17 protein-coding genes are annotated in these 19,140 nt (G+C 30.3%); 7 read left to right on the plus strand and 10 right to left on the minus strand.

The annotated features are described in order from the left end of the window. Positions 1–87 precede the first annotated feature (87 nt). The 3 genes from C8N27_RS05795 to C8N27_RS05805 are packed head-to-tail and all read right to left on the minus strand — an operon-like array spanning position 88 to position 4,059. Complete coding sequence (locus tag C8N27_RS05795) at positions 88–2,589, minus strand: TonB-dependent receptor (RefSeq protein WP_121146618.1); 2,502 nt, start codon at positions 2,587–2,589, stop codon at positions 88–90. After that, on the minus strand, positions 2,582–3,487 hold the full coding sequence (locus tag C8N27_RS05800; protein WP_099215142.1) for a FecR family protein: 906 nt from the start codon (positions 3,485–3,487) through the stop codon (positions 2,582–2,584). Before C8N27_RS05800 ends, C8N27_RS05795 begins: the two co-directional genes overlap by 8 nt. Before the next feature lie 53 nt (positions 3,488–3,540). Then, the gene (locus tag C8N27_RS05805; protein ID WP_121146619.1) at positions 3,541–4,059 is read right to left on the minus strand and encodes an RNA polymerase sigma factor; all 519 of its coding nucleotides are present in this window, start codon (positions 4,057–4,059) and stop codon (positions 3,541–3,543) included. Positions 4,060–4,190: 131 nt separating this feature from the next. On the opposite strand from C8N27_RS05805, the gene C8N27_RS05810 reads away from it, so the two are divergent. After that, positions 4,191–5,585 carry a hypothetical protein gene (locus tag C8N27_RS05810; protein ID WP_121146620.1) on the plus strand — a complete coding sequence of 465 codons (1,395 nt, stop codon included), beginning with the start codon at positions 4,191–4,193 and terminating at the stop codon, positions 5,583–5,585. 70 nt (positions 5,586–5,655) lie between these two features. On the opposite strand, the gene C8N27_RS05815 is transcribed toward C8N27_RS05810, so the two are convergent. Further along, on the minus strand, positions 5,656–7,779 hold the full coding sequence (locus C8N27_RS05815; protein WP_121146621.1) for a Tex family protein: 2,124 nt from the start codon (positions 7,777–7,779) through the stop codon (positions 5,656–5,658). A 138-nt stretch (positions 7,780–7,917) separates the two neighbouring features. Here C8N27_RS05815 and C8N27_RS05820 point away from each other — a divergent pair, with 138 nt between their 5' ends. Continuing rightward, positions 7,918–10,578 carry an SIR2 family protein gene (locus C8N27_RS05820; protein ID WP_121146622.1) on the plus strand — a complete coding sequence of 887 codons (2,661 nt, stop codon included), beginning with the start codon at positions 7,918–7,920 and terminating at the stop codon, positions 10,576–10,578. Positions 10,579–10,628: 50 nt separating this feature from the next. On the opposite strand, the gene metG is transcribed toward C8N27_RS05820, so the two are convergent. After that, entirely contained in the window at positions 10,629–12,683 is a 2,055-nt protein-coding gene (metG, locus tag C8N27_RS05825; protein ID WP_121146623.1) for a methionine--tRNA ligase, read from the minus strand. Between the two features lie 116 nt (positions 12,684–12,799). Here metG and C8N27_RS05830 point away from each other — a divergent pair, with 116 nt between their 5' ends. After that, a complete protein-coding gene (locus tag C8N27_RS05830) occupies positions 12,800–13,786 on the plus strand; it encodes a S66 peptidase family protein (RefSeq protein WP_208639304.1) in 987 nt (328 codons plus the stop codon). Here C8N27_RS05830 and C8N27_RS05835 read toward each other — a convergent pair. Further along, complete coding sequence (locus C8N27_RS05835) at positions 13,783–13,992, minus strand: YgaP family membrane protein (RefSeq protein WP_099215148.1); 210 nt, start codon at positions 13,990–13,992, stop codon at positions 13,783–13,785. The two genes, C8N27_RS05830 and C8N27_RS05835, sit on opposite strands and share 4 nt — an antisense overlap. Positions 13,993–14,031: 39 nt before the next feature. Here C8N27_RS05835 and C8N27_RS05840 point away from each other — a divergent pair, with 39 nt between their 5' ends. Then, complete coding sequence (locus C8N27_RS05840) at positions 14,032–14,391, plus strand: YraN family protein (RefSeq protein WP_121146624.1); 360 nt, start codon at positions 14,032–14,034, stop codon at positions 14,389–14,391. Between the two features lie 56 nt (positions 14,392–14,447). Here C8N27_RS05840 and C8N27_RS05845 read toward each other — a convergent pair whose 3' ends face one another. Next, positions 14,448–15,830, minus strand: coding sequence for a TlpA family protein disulfide reductase (locus C8N27_RS05845; protein ID WP_099215150.1), 1,383 nt, complete (start codon positions 15,828–15,830; stop codon positions 14,448–14,450). A 123-nt stretch (positions 15,831–15,953) separates the two neighbouring features. Here C8N27_RS05845 and C8N27_RS05850 point away from each other — a divergent pair, with 123 nt between their 5' ends. Further along, entirely contained in the window at positions 15,954–16,622 is a 669-nt protein-coding gene (locus C8N27_RS05850; protein WP_317125072.1) for an SDR family oxidoreductase, read from the plus strand. Then, complete coding sequence (locus tag C8N27_RS16170; protein ID WP_317125073.1) at positions 16,616–16,747, plus strand: hypothetical protein; 132 nt, start codon at positions 16,616–16,618, stop codon at positions 16,745–16,747. The genes C8N27_RS05850 and C8N27_RS16170 overlap by 7 nt, the downstream gene beginning before the upstream one ends. Here the strand turns inward: C8N27_RS16170 and C8N27_RS05855 are convergent. Beyond that, complete coding sequence (locus tag C8N27_RS05855) at positions 16,744–17,100, minus strand: hypothetical protein (RefSeq protein WP_121146625.1); 357 nt, start codon at positions 17,098–17,100, stop codon at positions 16,744–16,746. The genes C8N27_RS16170 and C8N27_RS05855 overlap by 4 nt on opposite strands. 81 nt (positions 17,101–17,181) lie before the next feature. Here C8N27_RS05855 and C8N27_RS05860 point away from each other — a divergent pair, with 81 nt between their 5' ends. Beyond that, on the plus strand, positions 17,182–17,712 hold the full coding sequence (locus C8N27_RS05860) for a CvpA family protein (RefSeq protein WP_121146626.1): 531 nt from the start codon (positions 17,182–17,184) through the stop codon (positions 17,710–17,712). Between the two features lie 30 nt (positions 17,713–17,742). Here C8N27_RS05860 and C8N27_RS05865 read toward each other — a convergent pair whose 3' ends face one another. Together C8N27_RS05865 and C8N27_RS05870 are read right to left on the minus strand one after the other, a co-directional pair. After that, positions 17,743–18,369: a carbonic anhydrase gene (locus tag C8N27_RS05865; protein WP_099215154.1), complete on the minus strand. Its 627-nt coding sequence runs from the start codon at positions 18,367–18,369 to the stop codon at positions 17,743–17,745. A 138-nt stretch (positions 18,370–18,507) separates the two neighbouring features. Next, positions 18,508–19,137 carry a carbonic anhydrase family protein gene (locus C8N27_RS05870; RefSeq protein ID WP_121146627.1) on the minus strand — a complete coding sequence of 210 codons (630 nt, stop codon included), beginning with the start codon at positions 19,135–19,137 and terminating at the stop codon, positions 18,508–18,510. Positions 19,138–19,140: the final 3 nt, after the last annotated feature.

Consider the following 19,140-nt stretch of genomic DNA (forward strand, 5'->3'; position numbering starts at 1 on the left):
GATATTTTATTATTTTTAATAAATTATAAAGATAAAAGCAGTATAAAGTTTAAACTTTATACTGCTTTTTGAATTAAGAGACAAATGTTAAAAGTTTAATTTTAGTAAGAAATTGGGAGTTGTACCTAATGAATAACGTGCATATTTATTAGCATTATTATTTTCTACCCTATAATAATTATTAAGAGTATTTTGGGTATTAAATAAGTTCCATACTGAAACTCCAATATCTACATTTATCTTATCGGTTATTTGCTTTTTGTACATAGCAGAAGCATCAGCTCTTAAGTAATTATCAATTTTACTGCTATTAGCTGTATCAAAATTAATCTTATCATTCGTAATTTCACTTCCAAAAATAGGCTGAGTTGTAGGTTTTCCAGAAGTATAATTTAACCCCAAAGAAATATTGAAATACTCGTTAGAATAAGTACTTCCTAATGTAACAGAGTGAGTAATATCAAAATTACTAGGAAATTTTTTCTCTACTAAATTATCAAAAGAATACGTGTTTTTAATAAAAGAATAACTTAACCAAGTGTTCAGATTTTTAAAGTTTTTTCTCAATAAAAAATCAATCCCTAGAGCGTTATAACTCCCTTTATTCTTACTAAATTCATATTTAGTAGTGAAGCTTTGACTTTGAGTAGTAATGCCGTCAATAGCCTTGTAATAACCAGTAGCGTCGAGAAGCCATTGTTTCTTTTTATAAGTAAAACCTACAGAGGCTTGTTTACTTCTTATTATAGGAATACTATCATTGTCAGATAGCTGCCATCTACGTTTTTCAATTCCTAAGAAATCATTTTGAAAATTTATTATTTGAGAAACATTTTGATGTTTAAATTCTCCTAAAACTTCTACAGAAAAAGTATCATTTATTTTCTTATGAATACTTAACCGGGGTTCTATGAAAGTTTCTTTAAACTTCTCAATATAATTAACACGTACTCCTGGTTTTATTATAATATTGGCATTTGAGTTTTGATATTGTGTTTGTCCAAACACAGCATGTTCTCTAATAACGTTGGAGTATAGTCTTACAAACCTGGGGTTATCAACATCATTAAGGTTGGTGATTTGTGTTTCAGTAAAACTATAACCACTATTGTATTTCCAGCTATTATTGGTATAGTTGCCTTCTAGTTTTATGCCTGTTTCAGAAACAATATTCTCTTGTAAAAAACGTTGACTATCTAAAATATTTGCATTAATAGCTTGCAGTGTATAATCAGTCTCATAAATATTCAAGGTTGTGCTGAATTTGGAGTTCCACTTTCGGCGATAATTAATACCACCAGCAATACTTTTTTGTGATAAACTACTTTGTTTGGTTTCTATTGAGTTGCTTACAACAGCTGTTTCATCAAAAGTTAGGCTGTTATCAATTAAAATAAAATTTCCCCGAATAAAGTCTTTATCGCTGGGAGTATATAACCATCGTAAAGAAGTGTCGTAAAAATTAAACTCTTGGTTTGAGTTGGTAACATTTTTCTCGTTGTTTTCTATTTCGGTACTTTGTGTAACACGTTTAAAGTAATTGTGATATGTTGGGGTTTTTATCCAGTCGTCAATGGATCTTCTAGCTGCAAGTTGAAGTGAAGACTTTTTACCTAGTGGAATATCGGTAAAAATATTAGCATTTATAAAATTAATACTAAAACTTCCTGTAAAAGCTGTTTGTAATATATCTTCAGTTTTCATGTGTATGGTGCCTGAAACACCATTAGAATAAGAAGCAATAGTACCATTAGTAATCACTTGAACATTTTGTGTGATCTTTGGATTAAAACTAGAAATTAACCCAAAAAAATGTCCTGTTTGATACATTTTTATATCATCCCATAAAATAAGGTTTTGATCATGAGAACCACCTCTTATAGTTATGTTTGAAACTGTTTCATCAACACTTTGAATGCCCGGTAAAGCTTGAACAGTTTGTAGTACATCAGTTTCTATCAATCCTGGAAGTAGTGTGAATTTAGAAAAATCAATAACGGTATTACCATTAATGGTTTTATCAATCCCTTTTACTAAATATCCGTTAATGGTAACATCAGGAATTAGTTCTTGATGTTCTCTCAAATACAATACGTTACAGTTTTTAGAAAACAAGTCACTTGATAATTTTTCAATTGTGTGATATCCAATAAACCGAATGCTTACTGGTTCTGAAGTTCTCCTTACTTTAAGCTCAAAAAAACCATTATTATCAGTTGTTGTATAGTTAGTTTCAGCTTTAATAGTAGCTCCAATTAAAGCAGTATTTGTAGTGGCATCCTTTAAATAACCACAAATTTTTACTGAAGATGAAACTGCAATTATTTGAGTGTTTAAACGTGTAAAAATAAGATCTGTTTGATCTTCTAATTCTTTAAGTTTTTCTTTTAGACTCAATTTTTTAGGAATAGAAGACACCAATATATTATTGATTGAATTACTATTATAATTGAATTGAATATTGTGTGTATTGGTAATTTGTTTTAATACTTTTTTAAGAGGTATTTTCTCTGTAACTATTTGTGCTTGAAAGCCAAAAGAAAAAGACCAGAAGAATATTAAAAAAAAGAAAAAATTATTGTTATTCATTCCAAATAATGATCTGTTTCTTATTTTTAATTTCGTAAGATAAATTAAAAGGGTGAGTAATAGATTTTAGTGCGCTGTCTAGGTTGTTGTTTGTAAATGCGCCTGTAAACTTCATTTGATCATCACCTGTAAGGTTAATATGTACTTTGACGTTATATTGCTGTTCGAGTTCAAAAACGACATCAGTAAACAATACATCTTCAAAAGTACTCATGTTTTTTAGCCATTTTGGTTGAGCTAAAACAGTTTGAGTATGCTGTTCAGTTCCTCTAACTATAATAAGTTCTTTTCCAGCTGGTAGTTTTGTAATTTTATTTTTATAATTAACCTTTACTAGTCCTTCGTAACAAGAAACTTTAAAAATGCTATCTCTATCAAGTACATTAAATTCAGTTCCTAAAACACTAACAATTCCATTAGAAGTTTTAACATCGAAACGCATCCCTTTTTCTACATCAAAGTATGCTTCACCATTTAATAGTAAGCTCCTTTGCTTTTTCCATGTACTAGCATTGTATTTAAGACTAGAAAGCTCATTTAATTCTACAATAGAATTATCAGGTAGCACAACGGTTTTGTTTTCACTATATTTAGTTTGAAAATACTCAGACTTTTTATTATTAAAAAAGTAGAAAACACCTAAGCTAATAATAACGATTGCTGCAATTTTATAAATTAGTGTCAACCAGCTTGCTGAGGTTATAGTTTTTTTATCAGATAAACGATTTTCTAAAACTTCAAAAGCTGGGATGGAAATATGTTTATCAGCTTTAAAGCGCTGACTTTCTTCAATAATTTCTTCATAGAGCTTAGCTTCCTTTAGTGCGTTAAAGGCTGCTTGTTCTTCTTTAGTTAACTCGTTACGTAACCATTTTTGTATTAAATAATCCTTCTCCATGAGTGATTGCCTGTATTAATAAAACACTTTACTTTGAGAAAATCCCAAAACTTTTATTTAAAATCGTCTAATTGATCTTTTAATTTTTTAAATGCCGAATAAATCCTATGTTCGGCAACCTTTTTGGTAACCCCCAAAATTTCTCCTATTTCTTTATGAGTCTTACCTTCTGTTTTACTCAACATAAAAGCTGCACGTTCTTCTTCCTTTAAATTTGATAGTGCTTTTTCATAACGCTGTAAAAACTCTTTTTTACGAAGTACAAACTCAGGTGACTCGTTGGTGTAATCCTTTGGTTTTATTTCTTGATGTTTAAAAACCACCTTCTGATGTTTTACCGCATTTAACATTAAGTTATTAGCTACAGTATAAAGAAAAGATTTGGCTTTTTCAGGAAGTACTTTTGCACAGTTTTCCCATAACTTTATAAAAGCATCCTGAGTTTTGTCGCTAGGGTTTAAAGTATTTCCATATTTATAGTAAAGGAAATTACTTAATTCTTGGGCATACTTTTCATAAAGTAATGAAAACCTTTTTTTATCACAAATGTTATTATGTAGAGGCTTAGACAAATTAAAATAAGGTTTTTAGGTTAGAAAGGTATAAAAATTTTTTTTTCGGGATATTAAAGAAGTTAGTTGTTTTATAATAAAGGCAATTGCAATAATAAGTTAAACTAAAACAAATAAATTACCCTGAAATTATGAAACTTTTAAAATCCACCCTATTAGTATTAAGTATTATACTATTTCTATCTTCATGTAGAACAGAAGAGATTCAAATTATAGATCCACCAATACAAAATGCCCTTGCAGCAAACTCTAAAGTAGCTAACTTAATGAAAAGTACCGTTACAAAAGATGGTTCTGACGATAATATTATAGATGGTGCTAGTTGTTTAAGCGTAAAATTACCAGTAACAGTTACCGTAAATTCAAAAGAAATAACGGTAAATGATGAAGATGGTTATGAAGAAATTGAAGATCTTTTTGATCTTTTTGATGATGATGATGATTCTATCGTTATTTCTTATCCTATTGAAGTAATACTAAGTGATTATACTGTAAAAACGGTTAATTCTGACGAAGAATTAGAAGCTTTAGCACAAAACTGTAAAGGAGATAATGAAGAAGATGATGATATTGAATGTCTAGATTTTCACTACCCACTTACAGCATCTGTATTCGATTCTAATTACGAACTAGTACTTACAATCAAAGTTAATAATGATGAAGAGATGCATGAGTTAATTGAAGATTTAGAAGACTACACTGCTGTAACCATTAATTTCCCTTTTAAAGTGATTTTAAATGGTGATACTTATGTGTATATAAACAATATGCAAGAATTAGAAGAAGCTATTGAAGCAGCAAAAAACAGTTGTGACGAAGATGATGACAATGATTATAATGATGATGATTGTGATGATTGTTCTATAGAAGCAGTAAAAGAAATATTTGCAAATTGTAATGAATGGATAGTAGAGAAATTATACATCAACGAGCAATATCTTACAGAGGAGTTTAAAATGTTTGTTTTTTCTTTCACAGAAAATGGTGTAATTAAAGTAAATAATAACGGAAATATTTCAGAAGGAACCTGGGAAGCATCAGGTAGTGAAAACGATATAAAATTTACAATAAATATCCCTAATTATCCAGATTTCAATGCAATGTGGTACTTACATGAAGTCAAAGAAGATTCAGGGGAAGTAAGTATACGTTTATTACTTGAAGGAAACCATCTTCGTTTTAAAAGTCAATGCTCTATTGTAAAAGATGAATTAAGTGATGTTTTAATGGCCGATGGTAGTGTATGGGCAGTTGAAAACTATAAAAATAATGGAGTAGACGAAACAGAAAATTATGCAAATTATCAACTTTATTTTTATTCAGATAATATTGTTAAGGCAAAAAAAGATGGAGTTATTATTGAAGGTACCTGGGAAGTATCGAATGATGCTAGCCTATTAGCTTTAAATTTTTCTGATGCTCCTGTAAATGAATTTAATAAAGAATGGGCAGTTGCTGCAACTTCTGAAACAGAGGTGGTTTTAGAAGCAAATGATAGAAGATTGGTTATAAAACGTGTCAATTAAAGGAAGCCATATTCCTTTTGTTGATTTTGATTGGGAAAAAACGAGCTAATTAATTAGCTCGTTTTTTTATTTAATAATTCATACTTAATTGAATACGTTTTCTTGTAGCATCAACTTCTAATACTTTAACTTGAACGTGTTGATGCAAGCTTACATGCTCATTTACATCTTTAACAAAAGTATCAGATAGATTAGAAACATGCACTAAACCACTTTCTTTAATTCCAATATCAACAAAACAACCAAAATTGGTAATGTTGTTTACAATGCCTGGAAGTATCATACCTTCTTTTACATCATCAATCGTTTTAATATGTTCGTTAAAACTAAAAGCTTTGGCTTTTTCACGAGGATCTAACCCTGGTTTTTCCAATTCTTTTACAATATCCTGTAGTGTAGGTAGTCCGTAAGAATCAGTTACATATTGTTGTAATTTAATTTGTTTTAATGCAGAAGAGTTTCCAATTAAATCATCTACTTTTTTACCAGCATCTTTTGCTATTTGTTTTACTAATGCATAGCGTTCAGGGTGTACTGCTGAATCATCTAAAGAATTGTCACTATTTTTTACCCTAAGAAACCCAGCTGATTGTTCAAAAGCTTTTCCTCCCAAGCGAGGCACTTTTTTAATAGCGGTTCTGTTAGTAAAAGCACCATGTTCATTTCGGTAATTCACGATGTTTTCTGCTAGCTTAGCACCAATACCTGAAACATAACTCAATAAAGAAGCACTAGCTGTATTGACATTTACACCAACTTTGTTTACACAGTGTTCAACTACAGTATCTAACGATTTTTTTAGTTGTGTTTGATCTACATCGTGTTGGTATTGTCCTACGCCTATCGATTTTGCTTCAATTTTCACTAACTCAGCTAAAGGATCAGCCAATCGACGTCCAATTGAAACTGCACCACGAACTGTTACATCATAATTAGGGAATTCATCTCGTGCAATTTTTGAAGCAGAATAAATAGAAGCTCCTGCTTCACTTACTACAAATACTTCTACAGGATTTTTAAAATACACACGTTTCACTAATTGCTCTGTTTCTCTGGAAGCAGTTCCGTTACCAATCGCAATAGCTTCAATTTTATATGCATCAGCCAATGAGCTAAGTTTGTTCATTGCCTCTTTAGACTGATGCTGTGGCGCATGTGGAAAAATAGTTTCGTTATGTAATAAATCGCCTTGTTCATTTAAACACACTACTTTACAACCTGTTCTAAATCCAGGGTCAATGGCTAAAATTCGTTTTTCACCCAAAGGTGACCCTAATAGTAATTGTTGTAGGTTTTTTGCAAACACTTTAATAGCGCTTTCATTTGCTTTTTCCTTGGCAATAGACAAAGCTTCATTAGATAAAGCAGGAAAAAGTAAACGTTTATAAGCGTCAGCAATTGCTATTTCAATTTGTTCAGCACATTCGTTGTGTGAGCGAATAATTCTGTCTTCTATTTTTTGAAGCGTTCGTTCATCATCAATACTAATCTTAACACGAATAAAACCTTCTTTTTCGGCACGTAAAATAGCTAATAATCGGTGAGAAGGAATACGACTTAGGTTTTCTTCCCAATCAAAATAATCTTTAAATTTTTGAGCTGCTTCCTCGTCTTTTTTAGTTTTGATAACCTTGGTTGCAATGGTAGCAAAACGCTCTAATTGGTAACGAATGTTATTACGGATGTCAGTTCGTTCATTAATCCATTCCGCAATAATATGACGAGCGCCTTCTAAAGCTTTTTCTTCAGATTCAACTTCGTTATTTATATATTTTGAAGCCGTGTAGTCTAAATCGTTTACACGTTGACTCATAATCATTTTAGCCAAAGGTTCTAAGCCATTTTTACGAGCGGTTTCTGCTTTAGTTTTACGTTTCTTTTTATAGGGAAGGTAAATGTCTTCTAAAGTGGTTAAATCTTCAGTTTTTTCAATTTTAGCTTTCAACTCGTCTGTTAAAGCATCTTGTTCTTCAATAGCTTTTAAAATGGCTGCCTTTCGTTTTTCTAAGGCTTCAAATTGCTCTTTAAGTTGAACTATTTGTCCAATTTCAACTTCATCTAAATTACCTGTTTTTTCTTTTCGGTAACGGGCTATAAAAGGAACTGTACAATCCTCGTTTAATAATTCAATCGTGTTTTGAATTGATTTTTGTGAAATTTGAGTACGAGAGGTTATATAGGAGATAAGTTGCATTGAAAATTATTTTAAATAAAAAAAACTCGCGTGAATAGCGAGGTTTCAAATATAGTAAAGTACTATAGTTTATCATTATAATTTTTTTCTTTAGACGATTATAAGTACTTTAGGAAGTTAGAAAGTTAATAAGAATCTATGGAGAGTAAACTAGAAGAAGCAATATTAAAAAATGAATTAATAATTTTTGTAGGTGCAGGTGTTTCTATACCTTTTGGTTTCCCTAACTGGACAAATTTAGTAATTGATATCCTAAAAGAATTAAATGAGGAAGACACCAAAGGCTTAGATTTAGATTATCACATTAGAAAGGGAAAAGATTTAGATGTCTTTGAAGTTTTAGATGATCTTGAACGGAAAAAGTTTAAGTCTAAAGTTAAAAAACTTCTTTATAATAAAATAAAAGAGGTAGAAATAGAAGGAAAAGACTTCACTAAAATAGAAAAACTCTGGCGTATATCTGATAAAATAATAACCACAAATTATGATGGTGTTTTAGAAAAGAAAAAACCAAATAATATTGATGCCTTTCCTAATTTTAATGAGTTTCAACAAGCAAAAAGCTTAAATGGAAATCCTTTCTTATATAAAATTCATGGAGATATTATAAATCCTGATGGTTGTGTGTTGTTTAATTCAGATTATGAGAGTTTATATAAAAACACATCTTCAGATTTAAATACATTAAAGACTTTTGTAAGTACTAAAACCATACTCTTTATTGGTTTTAGTTTTGATGATAAGTTTATACAAAAGCAATTTAGTTATATCAATGAATTATATAAAGGGTATAATAAAGAGCATTTTATTGTTTTAACAAAAGATAAAAATTTAAGTGAATTTAACTTAGAAACTATTAAAATTGATAATTGGGAGGATGGTTATAATAGTTTTTTAGATAAGTTATTAGAACTAAAACAAAAAAAAGATATAGAGAGTAATGAAGATGTAGAAATAGACATTTTATCAGTTAATGATATAGACTATCTTTTAAAACTTTTAGAAGAGAAAAAACAAGAACTAGAAAAAGCTGACGATTTAGAAAAAAGAAATATATCAAAAGAAATACATCGTATTTCAAATAGAGTACAAGAGTTGGTTTTTAAAAGAGTAGATTTTAAAAGTGATATTATTCAACATAAAGAGGCTGAAGTTGAATTTGTTTTTGAAGAGATTTTCAAGGAGGAAAAACTATCTAAAAGTATTTTAAGGAATATATATGAAATTAGAGATTTACACTCTGAGAAATATAAATGGTATCATAGAAGTGTGCTCGTTAGTGCTTTAGCTTGTAGCCTTGTAAATCACAGAAAAGTTGATTCTAAAAAAATAGATTTACTTATTGATTTCACAGGAGATACAGAAGATAAAGTATGGCAAAAAGCTATAACGTATCTGTTTATAGTGTTGAATCATTTAGGTAATAAATGGATTCGCTTTTCGAACTTAAAACCTAAATTAGAAAGTTTAAAATCTCAAGACAGAATTCAAGAAGCTCTGAATCAAATAATAACTTTGTTACAGATGAATTTTCATAATACATTTGTTTTTGCGGATAAGATTTTTGATAATGAATATTTTAAGGACTCACCATTTAATTACTTTTTACCTTTTTATGAGAATAATCCTAGTGTAGAAAAAGTTTATGAAGATGATTTAATAGAAGAGGTAGAAGAGTACGTAGATTTTTTATATGAAAACCCTTTTCCAGACTCGTTCAAGTATTTAATATGTAATACTAAAAGAAATTCAAAAAGTATTAGTAACTCTGGTAATGAATTTGATGAAAAAAGAAAAAAGGAATTAAGCGAGCTATTCAATATTCATTTGGCTTTCAATCCCTATTTGAATTATGTAAATGATTTTTTTAGTTTTTATAAATATTTCCCTTCTACTATAAAAGGTGTAAAGGATAAAACGGACATAGTAATTTTTAATAAATTGAAGAATTATTTGTTAAGTCAAGTTGAATACCATAGAGCTATAGGTAGGTCTTTTGTTTTAGATAAAAATTATGGGAAAGCTATTACTCATTTTAAGAGTTTAATAAACCTTAAGGATACGGACGAAGAAGCATTAGTAAATTTAGCTTCATGTTATAGTTATGTAAAGAATAAAGATGAAGAGTTGAATACTAGATTTAAGATAGAAGAAATAAACCCAAAAGAAGAGGAGAATTTATATTTAATATCTGCAATTTTACATTCTAAAAATAGAAACGAAGAGGCTTTAACATATATTGATAAGTTAATAAAAATTAATTCAAACAAATATGTGTCTTATTATTTAAGAGGTAATATTAAAGTAGAGTTAAAAGATTATGAAGAAGCAATTAAAGATTTTGATAAGTCAATAGAGTTAGATGATTCAAAATGTAGAGCATATATTCAAAGAGCTTTTTCTAAAAATAATTTAAAAGATTTGGAAGGTGCCTTAGAAGATTGTGAATTAGCTTTAAAAAGATGCAATGATAAAGAAAATGAATTTAGAACTCTACATATGAAAACTATTTTGTTAAGAGAAAAAAAACTTTTTAAAGAAGGGCTGAGAATCATAGAAGAAATATTATCAAAATTGAAAGTTTTTCTAACCAGTAATGTAGAGCACTTAGGTAGAACTTATGGAACAAAAGCTGTTCTTTATTTAGATTTAGGAGATGAAGAAATGTTCTATGAATTTTTAGAAGAATCATTTAAAAATAAAGCTAAAGCAGAATGGCTTCTTGAAGATGTAAAAGCTAAATACATAGAAGAAAAAAGGTTTAAAGAGTTGTTAAAAAAATATAATCAAATTATATAAGAATAAAAAAACCTCGCAAATTGCGAGGTTTTTTAGTTTATAAATATATTTTAAGCAATAAACTCTCCGTTATTCACCTTTTCAGAAGGTTGCACAAAGGCTAATTTACCATCAGGAGTATCTGTCATTAAAATCATTCCTTGGCTTTCTACGCCACGTAATTTTCTTGGAGCTAAATTACATAGTACAGATACTTGCTGCCCCACGATATCTTCCGGTTTAAAGCTTTCAGCAATTCCAGAAACAATAGTACGTGTGTCAATGCCTACATCTACGGTAAGTTTTAGTAGTTTTTTTGTTTTAGCTACTTTTTCAGCTGCAACAATAGTCCCTATTCGAATATCCATTTTAGTAAAATCATCAAATTCAATAGTATCCTTTTGAGGCTCTACTACTTTGTTAGCCGCTTCGTTTGCTTTTTTTGTAGCTTCTAATTTATCTAACTGTACTTGAATTGCAGTGTCTTCAATTTTAGAAAACAATAATTCAGCTTTATTAATTTGATGATCAGCAGGTAATAAAATATCTTTTTCAGCAATATCATTCCAAGAAAGATTGTCGTCAATATTTAAAATTGACTTTAATTTACCTGAGGTAAACGGTAAAAACGGTTCTGATACTACTGCTAAACCTGCTGCGATTTGCAAGGCAATATTCATAATGGTTTTGGTTCGCTCTTCATCAACCTTAATTACCTTCCATGGTTCCTCATCAGCTAAATATTTGTTACCTAAGCGAGCTAAATTCATCATTTCTTGAGAAGCCTCTCTAAAACGATAACGTTCTATAGATTTAGCAATTATATCAGGGAACTGTTTTAATTGTTCTAAGGTATCTTTATCAACTTCTGATAAATCACCAGCTTCAGGAATTACTCCGTTGTAGTATTTGTTTGTTAATACTACCACACGATTGATGAAATTTCCAAAAATAGCAACTAACTCGTTATTGTTTTTTGCTTGAAAATCTTTCCAAGTAAAATCGTTGTCTTTATTTTCAGGAGCATTGGCTGTTAAGGTATAACGCAATACATCTTGCTGATTAGGAAACTCTTCTAAATATTCATGTAACCAAACCGCCCAGTTTTTAGAAGTCGATAGCTTATTTCCTTCTAAATTTAAGAACTCATTTGCAGGTACATTATCTGGTAGAATAAAGTCGCCATGTGCCTTTAGCATTGCAGGGAAAATGATACAGTGAAAAACAATATTATCTTTACCAATAAAGTGGACTAATTTAGTGTCGTCTTTTTTCCAATAATCTTCCCAGTTTTTACCTTCTCGTTCTGCCCATTCTTTAGTAGAAGAGATGTAACCAATAGGAGCGTCGAACCATACATATAATACTTTTCCATAAGCACCTTCCACAGGTACAGGAATACCCCAATCTAAATCACGGGTTACCGCACGCGGACGTAAACCGTCATCAATCCAAGATTTACATTGTCCTAATACATTTGGTTTCCAGTCATTTTTATGGCTTTCTAAAATCCATTCACGTAAAAAAGCTTCATGTTTATCTAATGGTAAAAACCAGTGTTTAGTTTCTTTTAAGGTAGGAACATTTCCAGTAATAGCTGATTTAGGATTAATTAAATCAGTAGCATTATGACTTGTACCACATTTTTCACATTGGTCTCCATAACTTTCTTCGTTTCCACATTTAGGGCATGTACCAATCACAAAACGATCTGCTAAAAACTGATTTGCTTCTTCGTCATATAGTTGTTGGGTAACTTCTTCAGTAAACTCACCATCGTTGTATAACTTCGTGAAGAAATCAGAAGCTGTTTTATGATGAATTTCAGCCGAGGTACGAGAATAGTTATCGAAAGAAATACCGAAATCTTCAAATGATTTTTTGATAATTCCATTATACTTATCAATAATATCTTGTGGAGAAACACCTTCTTTTTTAGCACGCATAGGTATCGCAACTCCGTGTTCATCAGAACCACAAATATATGCTACGTCTTTTCCTTTTTGACGCAGATAACGCGCATAAATATCTCCAGGAACATATACACCTGCTAAATGTCCAATATGGATTGGTCCATTTGTATAAGGTAATGCTGCTGTAATTGTATATCTTTTTGGTGTACTCATGTTTTTTCTACTAAAATTAAAGCGCAAAAGTACGAAAAAGCAATTTTTTATACTGTTATAAATTAGGTACATTTGATGGATTTTAAACCTTTAAGATCAAGAAAAGAGACTTGTTTATGGAAAAAAGAATTTTCATCTTATTTTTTTTACTGATAATTACATCAGTCTATGCGGAAAATGAAATTATGAAGTTAACCACACCACCATACTTGCAAAAAGGAGATACTATTGCAATTCTTGCTCCTGCTGGAATTTTAAAAAACCGTAAACCCACTATTGATAAAGCTAAAAAATTAGTAGAAAGTTGGGGGTTGAGAGTAGTATATGGTAAAAATATGTTTAATCAGAATGATCATTTTGCTGGTACTGATGAAGAGCGATGTCAAGATTTTCAAGATGCATTGGATAATCCTAGTATTAAGGCGATTTGGAGTGCACGTGGAGGATATGGTTCTGTGAGAATTTTGGATAAGTTAGATTTTACTGAGTTTAAAAAGCATCCTAAATGGGTTATTGGTTATTCTGATATTACAGCGTTTCATAATCATATTCATAATTTAGGAGTGGAAACCTTACATGCTATGATGGCTACAAGTATGGAAGAGAGTTCTGAAGATATAGTAGAAACCATTGCAACTTTTAAAAAAGCATTATTTGGAGAAAAATTACGTTATGAGATTCCTGCTTCAAAAAAGAATAGGATAGGAGAGGTTTCAGGAGAGTTAGTTGGAGGTAACATAGCTATTTTGGCTTCTATGTTAGGCTCAGACAGTCAACTTTCCACAGATGGAGAAATTTTGTTTATAGAAGAAATAGGTGAATATAAATATTCAATCGATAGAATGTTGCAAAGCTTAAAACGCGCTGGATATTTCACAAAAGTTAAAGCGATTGTTGTTGGTGATATGACTAAAATAAAGAGAAATACAACACCATGGGGAAGCTCGATAGAACAGTTAATTTTAGAGGTTGTTCCTAAAGATATTCCTGTGCTATTTAATTTTCCTGCAGGTCACGAACCAGATAATAGAGCATTGATAATGGGTAGAGAAGTTAAATTATCGATAAGTAAGGATAAGCAGTGTTTGTTAGAGTTTAATTAGTTGTTTTTTGTTTTACATGTGTTTATTCCTAATAACTTATATAAAGGACAAAAGTTTACCAAACTAGTAACTAAAAGTATAATTGCTAGTACAAGTAAGATATTACCAAAAATTCCTGTAATAAATTCAAAGTAAGACAGCGCAGCTATAATTAGAGCGATTAAAGTTCTAATAGCTTTATCGGTGTTTCCCATGTTTTTTTTCATGATAAAAAGATTTAAGGTTACTCAAATATAAGTTTTTAAATGGCACAACACAATGAACTTGGTAAGAAAGGAGAGCAATTAGCAATGGATTATCTTGTTAATAACGGATATACCATTGTTGAAAAAAACTACCGATTTCAAAAAGCTGAGGTTGATATTATTGCTCAAAAGGAAGAAACTTTAGCTGTTGTAGAAGTTAAAACAAGATCAACAGCTTACTTTGGAAACCCACAAGATTTTGTAAATTCGAAGAAAATAAAACTATTAGTAACTGCTATTGATGATTATGTTACAAAAAATGATTTAGATGTAGAGATTCGGTTTGATATTATTGCTGTTGTTAAACAACGAAGCGAGTTTGTAATAAAACATATTGAAGATGCATTTTTGTACTTTTAAAAAGAAAAACCCAACAAATTTGTTGGGCTTTTCTTTATATTGTTGTTAAAAGTAAATTATTTGTTGTCACCATTAAAATACTTTTCTACATCTTCTTCATGATCAGGCATTGCAATAATGTTCTTATCTTTATCTAATATAAAATAAGAAGGTGTACCAAGTAAGTTATACTTTTTAACTGTTTCGTTATCGAATTTATATTCAGGATGCGTTCCAATAGCATTATGCCATCCAGGTAAGTTTTTAACAAACTCATCCCATTCGTTTTCTTCATTTTCAATACCAAAAGAAACTACAGATACTTCTTTATGAGTCTGCATAAACTTATAAAGTTCAGGAATTTCTTTTACACAGTGTGGACAACCAGTACTCCAGAATACTAGTAAATACTTATTACCATCGTTTAATGTTGATAATTTATATTCTTGACCATCTTCTTCCCAAGAAAAATCAGGAGCTACTCTACCTACAGTTGCAAGTAATATATCCAGTTTTTCCTTCTTAAAATCGGCGTCTTGATCTTTTGCAGGAAGTTTGTCATAATATTCAGCAAACATCCAATCTACAGCAGGTCCGTTACGCTTATCAGTAAGTGCACTAATTAAATAATCAATTACTGCTTTTTCTAATTTGTCAGAAGAAATTTTCTTCATAACGTTAGTAATAGATTCCTTAATAAGCTTTTGTTGAACTTTTTTATCTTCAGAATAGTTTAAATAGAAAACATAATCGTTAATTCTATCAATTAAAAAAGAAGAGTTGTATAAATCATCGCTCTTAAAGTCAATGTACTCAAAAAAGTTTTCGCTAGTAGCAGATAAATAATCTTGTAAATTATTGTGAGGATTGTATGAATTATATCGGCGTGAAGCTTTTATAAAACTATTTACTAACATTCCTTGAGATTTATTTTCATAAGTCTCTTGCACGTCTTCAAGTTCTTTAAGCTCTTTTTTATAAGCTTTTTTCGCATCTCTTGATTCTGTTTCTATATAAGAAGCTTGTAAAGAATCTATCTTTTTTTGTACAGCGTTATATGCTTGTAAGTATTCACTATATAGTTTGTTTTCTCTAGAGCTGGTAAAAAGAACTGATTGATCAGGGTATCTTGGGTTGAAAACGAATTCAACATTTTCTTTATTGAAGAAAAAATCAACAAAGCCAGCACCAGTATTTCTATAAGTAGCTCTGTAGGCTCCAGAAGTTGCTGTGTTAGGTAGTTCAAAACTAAACTTTCCTAAAACTTGTTTTTCACCACTTATTGCAACGGTGTCAAACTTAATTGTAGTATTCGCAAGGAACTTTTGCTTTGCACCTTCAATTTTATATAAAATAACCCAGTCTCCTTTATCTGGAGGGGTCATAGTACCTTTAACAGTGTACTGAGCATTTACAAGTGATGTGGTGAATATTAATAGAGCCAGTAATTTTTTCATCATAATATTTTAAAGGGTTATTAATAAGGTTTTAAAACTAGTCATTTACGAACTTCTATCCAAGAAGTGTACCACTTTTATTTTTTCTTACGTATTTTACAAACGATTTTTTAATTATTTGAAAACATGAACTTTAAAGAACAAATATTTTGGGTAACTGGCGCTTCTTCAGGAATTGGTAAATCTCTAGCTGTTGCGTTATCTAATTATGGAGCAAAGTTAATTATATCTTCAAGAAATGAAAGCTTTTTAAGAGAAGTGAAAAAACTTTGTAAAGTTCCTGAAAAAGTTATGATTCTGCCTCTAGATTTAGAAGATTATGAAAACCTTACAAATAAGGTAGCCGAAGCTATTTCATTTTTTGGGAGAGTTGATGTTTTAGTAAATAACGGAGGGATAAGTCAACGATCGTTAGTAAAAGAGACTTCAATAAGAGTAGATAAACGTTTAATGGATATTAATTATTTAGGAACAGTGTCATTAACAAAAGCTTTACTACCTCATTTTATTGAAAAGAAATCAGGGCACTTTGTTGTAACTACAAGTATTGTTGGAAAAATAGGAACACCATTACGTTCTACTTATGCTGCTACCAAACATGCTTTGCATGGTTTTTTTGATAGTTTGAGAGCAGAGCATTACGAAGATAATATTGCTGTTACGTTAGTTTGCCCAGGGTTTGTAACTACGAATGTGTCAAAAAATGCACTAACAGGAAATGGTACTCCACAAAATACTATGGATACAGCCACAGCAAATGGAATACATCCAGATGGTTTGCCGAAACGATGTTAAAAGCTATAAAAAATAGAAAAGAAGAAGTTTATATTGCAGGAGCAAAGGAAAAACTAGGTGTATATACCAAGCGCTTTTTTCCTAAGTTGTTATCAAAAATGATTAGGAAGTTAAGTGTTACCTAATCAAAAAAGTTAATTACTTCAAAATAATTAATGATAGCTTCTTTTATTAAAACCGATTGTTCACCAGGTCTTAAGTTAGGTAATTCAGTTAGAGTTTTATAATGGGGCCATCCATCATTATCAAAAAAATCGAATTCATAGTATCCGTATGGTTCTAATAATTTACAAATAGCAATATGCATAAGGTTGACTTTTTCATCCTTTTTAAACTTACGATGTCCTTGCCCTAATTCTTGAACACCAATTAAGTAGATGATTCCGTCAATATTCAGTTCATCTCCATCTGCAAATTGTTGTGATAACTGAGTTATTACAAAATCCCATTTTTCTTTTAAATTGGTTTCTTTTGTCATTTGTGTTTTTTGAAAAAGCAAAGATACAAATGAGTTATGTATATTTGAGCATAGATTTTATAGTAGAACGCTTTTATATTTATGAATACTTTTGATATTATTATTGCTGCATTACTACTTTTTGGCTTTGTAAGAGGTTTAATGAAAGGGTTGTTTGTAGAGGTTGCTTCTTTAGTTGCTTTGGTTGCAGGAGTTTATGGAGCTATCCATTTTTCATACTTTATTGGAGATTGGTTAAAAGACAGTGTTACTTGGGATGAAAAGTATATTTCTTTAGCGGCTTTTGCAGGAACTTTTGTGGTAATAATTGTAGCGATAGCACTATTAGGAAAAATTTTAACCAAAATAGCTGATTTTGCTGCTTTAGGAATTTTGAACAAAATTTTAGGTGGTGTTTTCGGAGCTTTAAAAATCGGATTAATTTTAAGTGTAATTTTTATTTTCTTCGGAAAAATGAATGATACTATTCCATTTGTAAAGGAGGAAAGCCTAGAAGAGTCTATTTTATTTAAACCGGTAAAAAAGATTGCTCCAACAATTTTTCCTTCAATTATAAAAGACGAGGATGAGCAAGAGGATAATAATAGTGAAGAGGTAAATCTAACAATATAAAAAAAGCGGATAATTTTTTATCCGCTTTTTTTAGTCTAAATGATAAATTTCCATAATATCTTCTAAAATATGCTCAAAATCGATATTTAAATCGATGAGGTTACCTGTTTTAATATCAAAAACCCAACCATGTACTTTTAAACCTCTATCTCTGTAAGCTTTTTGTACAGCGGCAGTTTTAATGAGGTTAACACATTGCTCTTGCACGTTTAAATCTACCAAACGATCGTAGCGGGCATTTTCGTCTTTTATCTTATTTAATTCATCTTTGTGTAAGCGATATACATCTCTAATGTAACGTAACCATGGGTTTAATAGGCCTAAATCAGCAGATTGCATTGCGGCTTTAACTCCACCACAAGAATAGTGACCACAAACAACAATATGGTTTACTTTTAAATGTTCAACAGCATATTCAATTACTGAAGCGGAATTTAAATCAATTGCAGGTACCATATTAGCAATGTTTCTATGTACAAAAACTTCACCAGGACTTGAACCCATCAAATCTTCTGCGGAAACTCTACTATCAGAACAACCTATATATAACAAGTCAGGACTTTGTCCTTCATTTAATTTTTTAAAGTAATCTTTATTGGTAGAGAGTTTGTTTTTTACCCACTCTTTATTGTTTTCAAAAATTTTAGATAGATTCATTAGTATTAAAATTGTTTGTTAGAAGAATCTTTTACTCTTGCTTTTTTTGTTTAAGCAAGACAACTTCCGAAGTTAATAAAAAAAGAGAACCTAAAACTAAATTTAGATTCTCTTTATAATAATTATAGGTTATATTCTTTATTCATAAAAAGTAACAGAACCGTCTTTGATATCATACATAGCTCCAACAATCATAATTTCACCGTTTTTATGCATTTCTGCTAATACGTCGCTTTCATTTAAGATTCTATCAATAGTTAATTGTACGTTTTTTTCGGCAACATTATTTACAAATTCTAAATTAGAAGAGTTTCTCAAGCTTTCATCTTTAGGTTCTGTTACAGCTTCTACAGCTGGTTTAATTTTACCTAACATTTTAGTTAAGTTACCTAATTGAGCATTATCACAAGCTCCTTTAACTGCTCCACAACTAGTGTGTCCTAAGACAACAATTAATTTGGTGCCAGCTAATTTACAAGCAAACTCCATGCTACCTAAAATGTCTTCGTTTACAAAGTTACCAGCAATTCTTGCACTAAAAATATCCCCTAAACCTTGGTCGAAAACTAATTCAGCAGAAACTCTTGAATCGATACAGCTTAAAATTGTAGCAAAAGGGAATTGTCCTTCTCTCGTATCGTTAACTTGTTCTAATAAATTACGATTAGCTTTTAAGTTGTTTTGAAATCTTTGGTTTCCTTCTTTTAAGTATTGTAATGACTTTTCAGGAGTCATTGTAGCTTGAGTTTCTTTAGTGTGCGCTTTCATTGT

Origin of the sequence: Tenacibaculum discolor (assembly GCF_003664185.1) — a bacterium.
Lineage (GTDB): Bacteria > Bacteroidota > Bacteroidia > Flavobacteriales > Flavobacteriaceae > Polaribacter > Polaribacter discolor.

Excerpts from the sequence above, each read along its gene's own strand:
- C8N27_RS16170 (WP_317125073.1), top strand. The coding sequence starts at position 16,616 with ATGTTAAAAGCTATAAAAAATAGAAAAGAAGAAGTTTATATTGCAGGA.
- C8N27_RS05810 (WP_121146620.1), top strand. The coding sequence starts at position 4,191 with ATGAAACTTTTAAAATCCACCCTATTAGTATTAAGTATTATACTATTT.
- C8N27_RS05850 (WP_317125072.1), top strand. The coding sequence starts at position 15,954 with ATGAACTTTAAAGAACAAATATTTTGGGTAACTGGCGCTTCTTCAGGA.
- C8N27_RS05820 (WP_121146622.1), top strand. The coding sequence starts at position 7,918 with ATGGAGAGTAAACTAGAAGAAGCAATATTAAAAAATGAATTAATAATT.
- C8N27_RS05870 (WP_121146627.1), bottom strand. The coding sequence starts at position 19,137 with ATGAAAGCGCACACTAAAGAAACTCAAGCTACAATGACTCCTGAAAAG.
- metG (WP_121146623.1), bottom strand. The coding sequence starts at position 12,683 with ATGAGTACACCAAAAAGATATACAATTACAGCAGCATTACCTTATACA.
- C8N27_RS05800 (WP_099215142.1), bottom strand. The coding sequence starts at position 3,487 with ATGGAGAAGGATTATTTAATACAAAAATGGTTACGTAACGAGTTAACT.
- C8N27_RS05840 (WP_121146624.1), top strand. The coding sequence starts at position 14,032 with ATGGCACAACACAATGAACTTGGTAAGAAAGGAGAGCAATTAGCAATG.
- C8N27_RS05835 (WP_099215148.1), bottom strand. The coding sequence starts at position 13,992 with ATGAAAAAAAACATGGGAAACACCGATAAAGCTATTAGAACTTTAATC.
- C8N27_RS05845 (WP_099215150.1), bottom strand. The coding sequence starts at position 15,830 with ATGATGAAAAAATTACTGGCTCTATTAATATTCACCACATCACTTGTA.
- C8N27_RS05815 (WP_121146621.1), bottom strand. The coding sequence starts at position 7,779 with ATGCAACTTATCTCCTATATAACCTCTCGTACTCAAATTTCACAAAAA.
- C8N27_RS05795 (WP_121146618.1), bottom strand. The coding sequence starts at position 2,589 with ATGAATAACAATAATTTTTTCTTTTTTTTAATATTCTTCTGGTCTTTT.
- C8N27_RS05830 (WP_208639304.1), top strand. The coding sequence starts at position 12,800 with ATGGAAAAAAGAATTTTCATCTTATTTTTTTTACTGATAATTACATCA.
- C8N27_RS05860 (WP_121146626.1), top strand. The coding sequence starts at position 17,182 with ATGAATACTTTTGATATTATTATTGCTGCATTACTACTTTTTGGCTTT.
- C8N27_RS05865 (WP_099215154.1), bottom strand. The coding sequence starts at position 18,369 with ATGAATCTATCTAAAATTTTTGAAAACAATAAAGAGTGGGTAAAAAAC.
- C8N27_RS05855 (WP_121146625.1), bottom strand. The coding sequence starts at position 17,100 with ATGACAAAAGAAACCAATTTAAAAGAAAAATGGGATTTTGTAATAACT.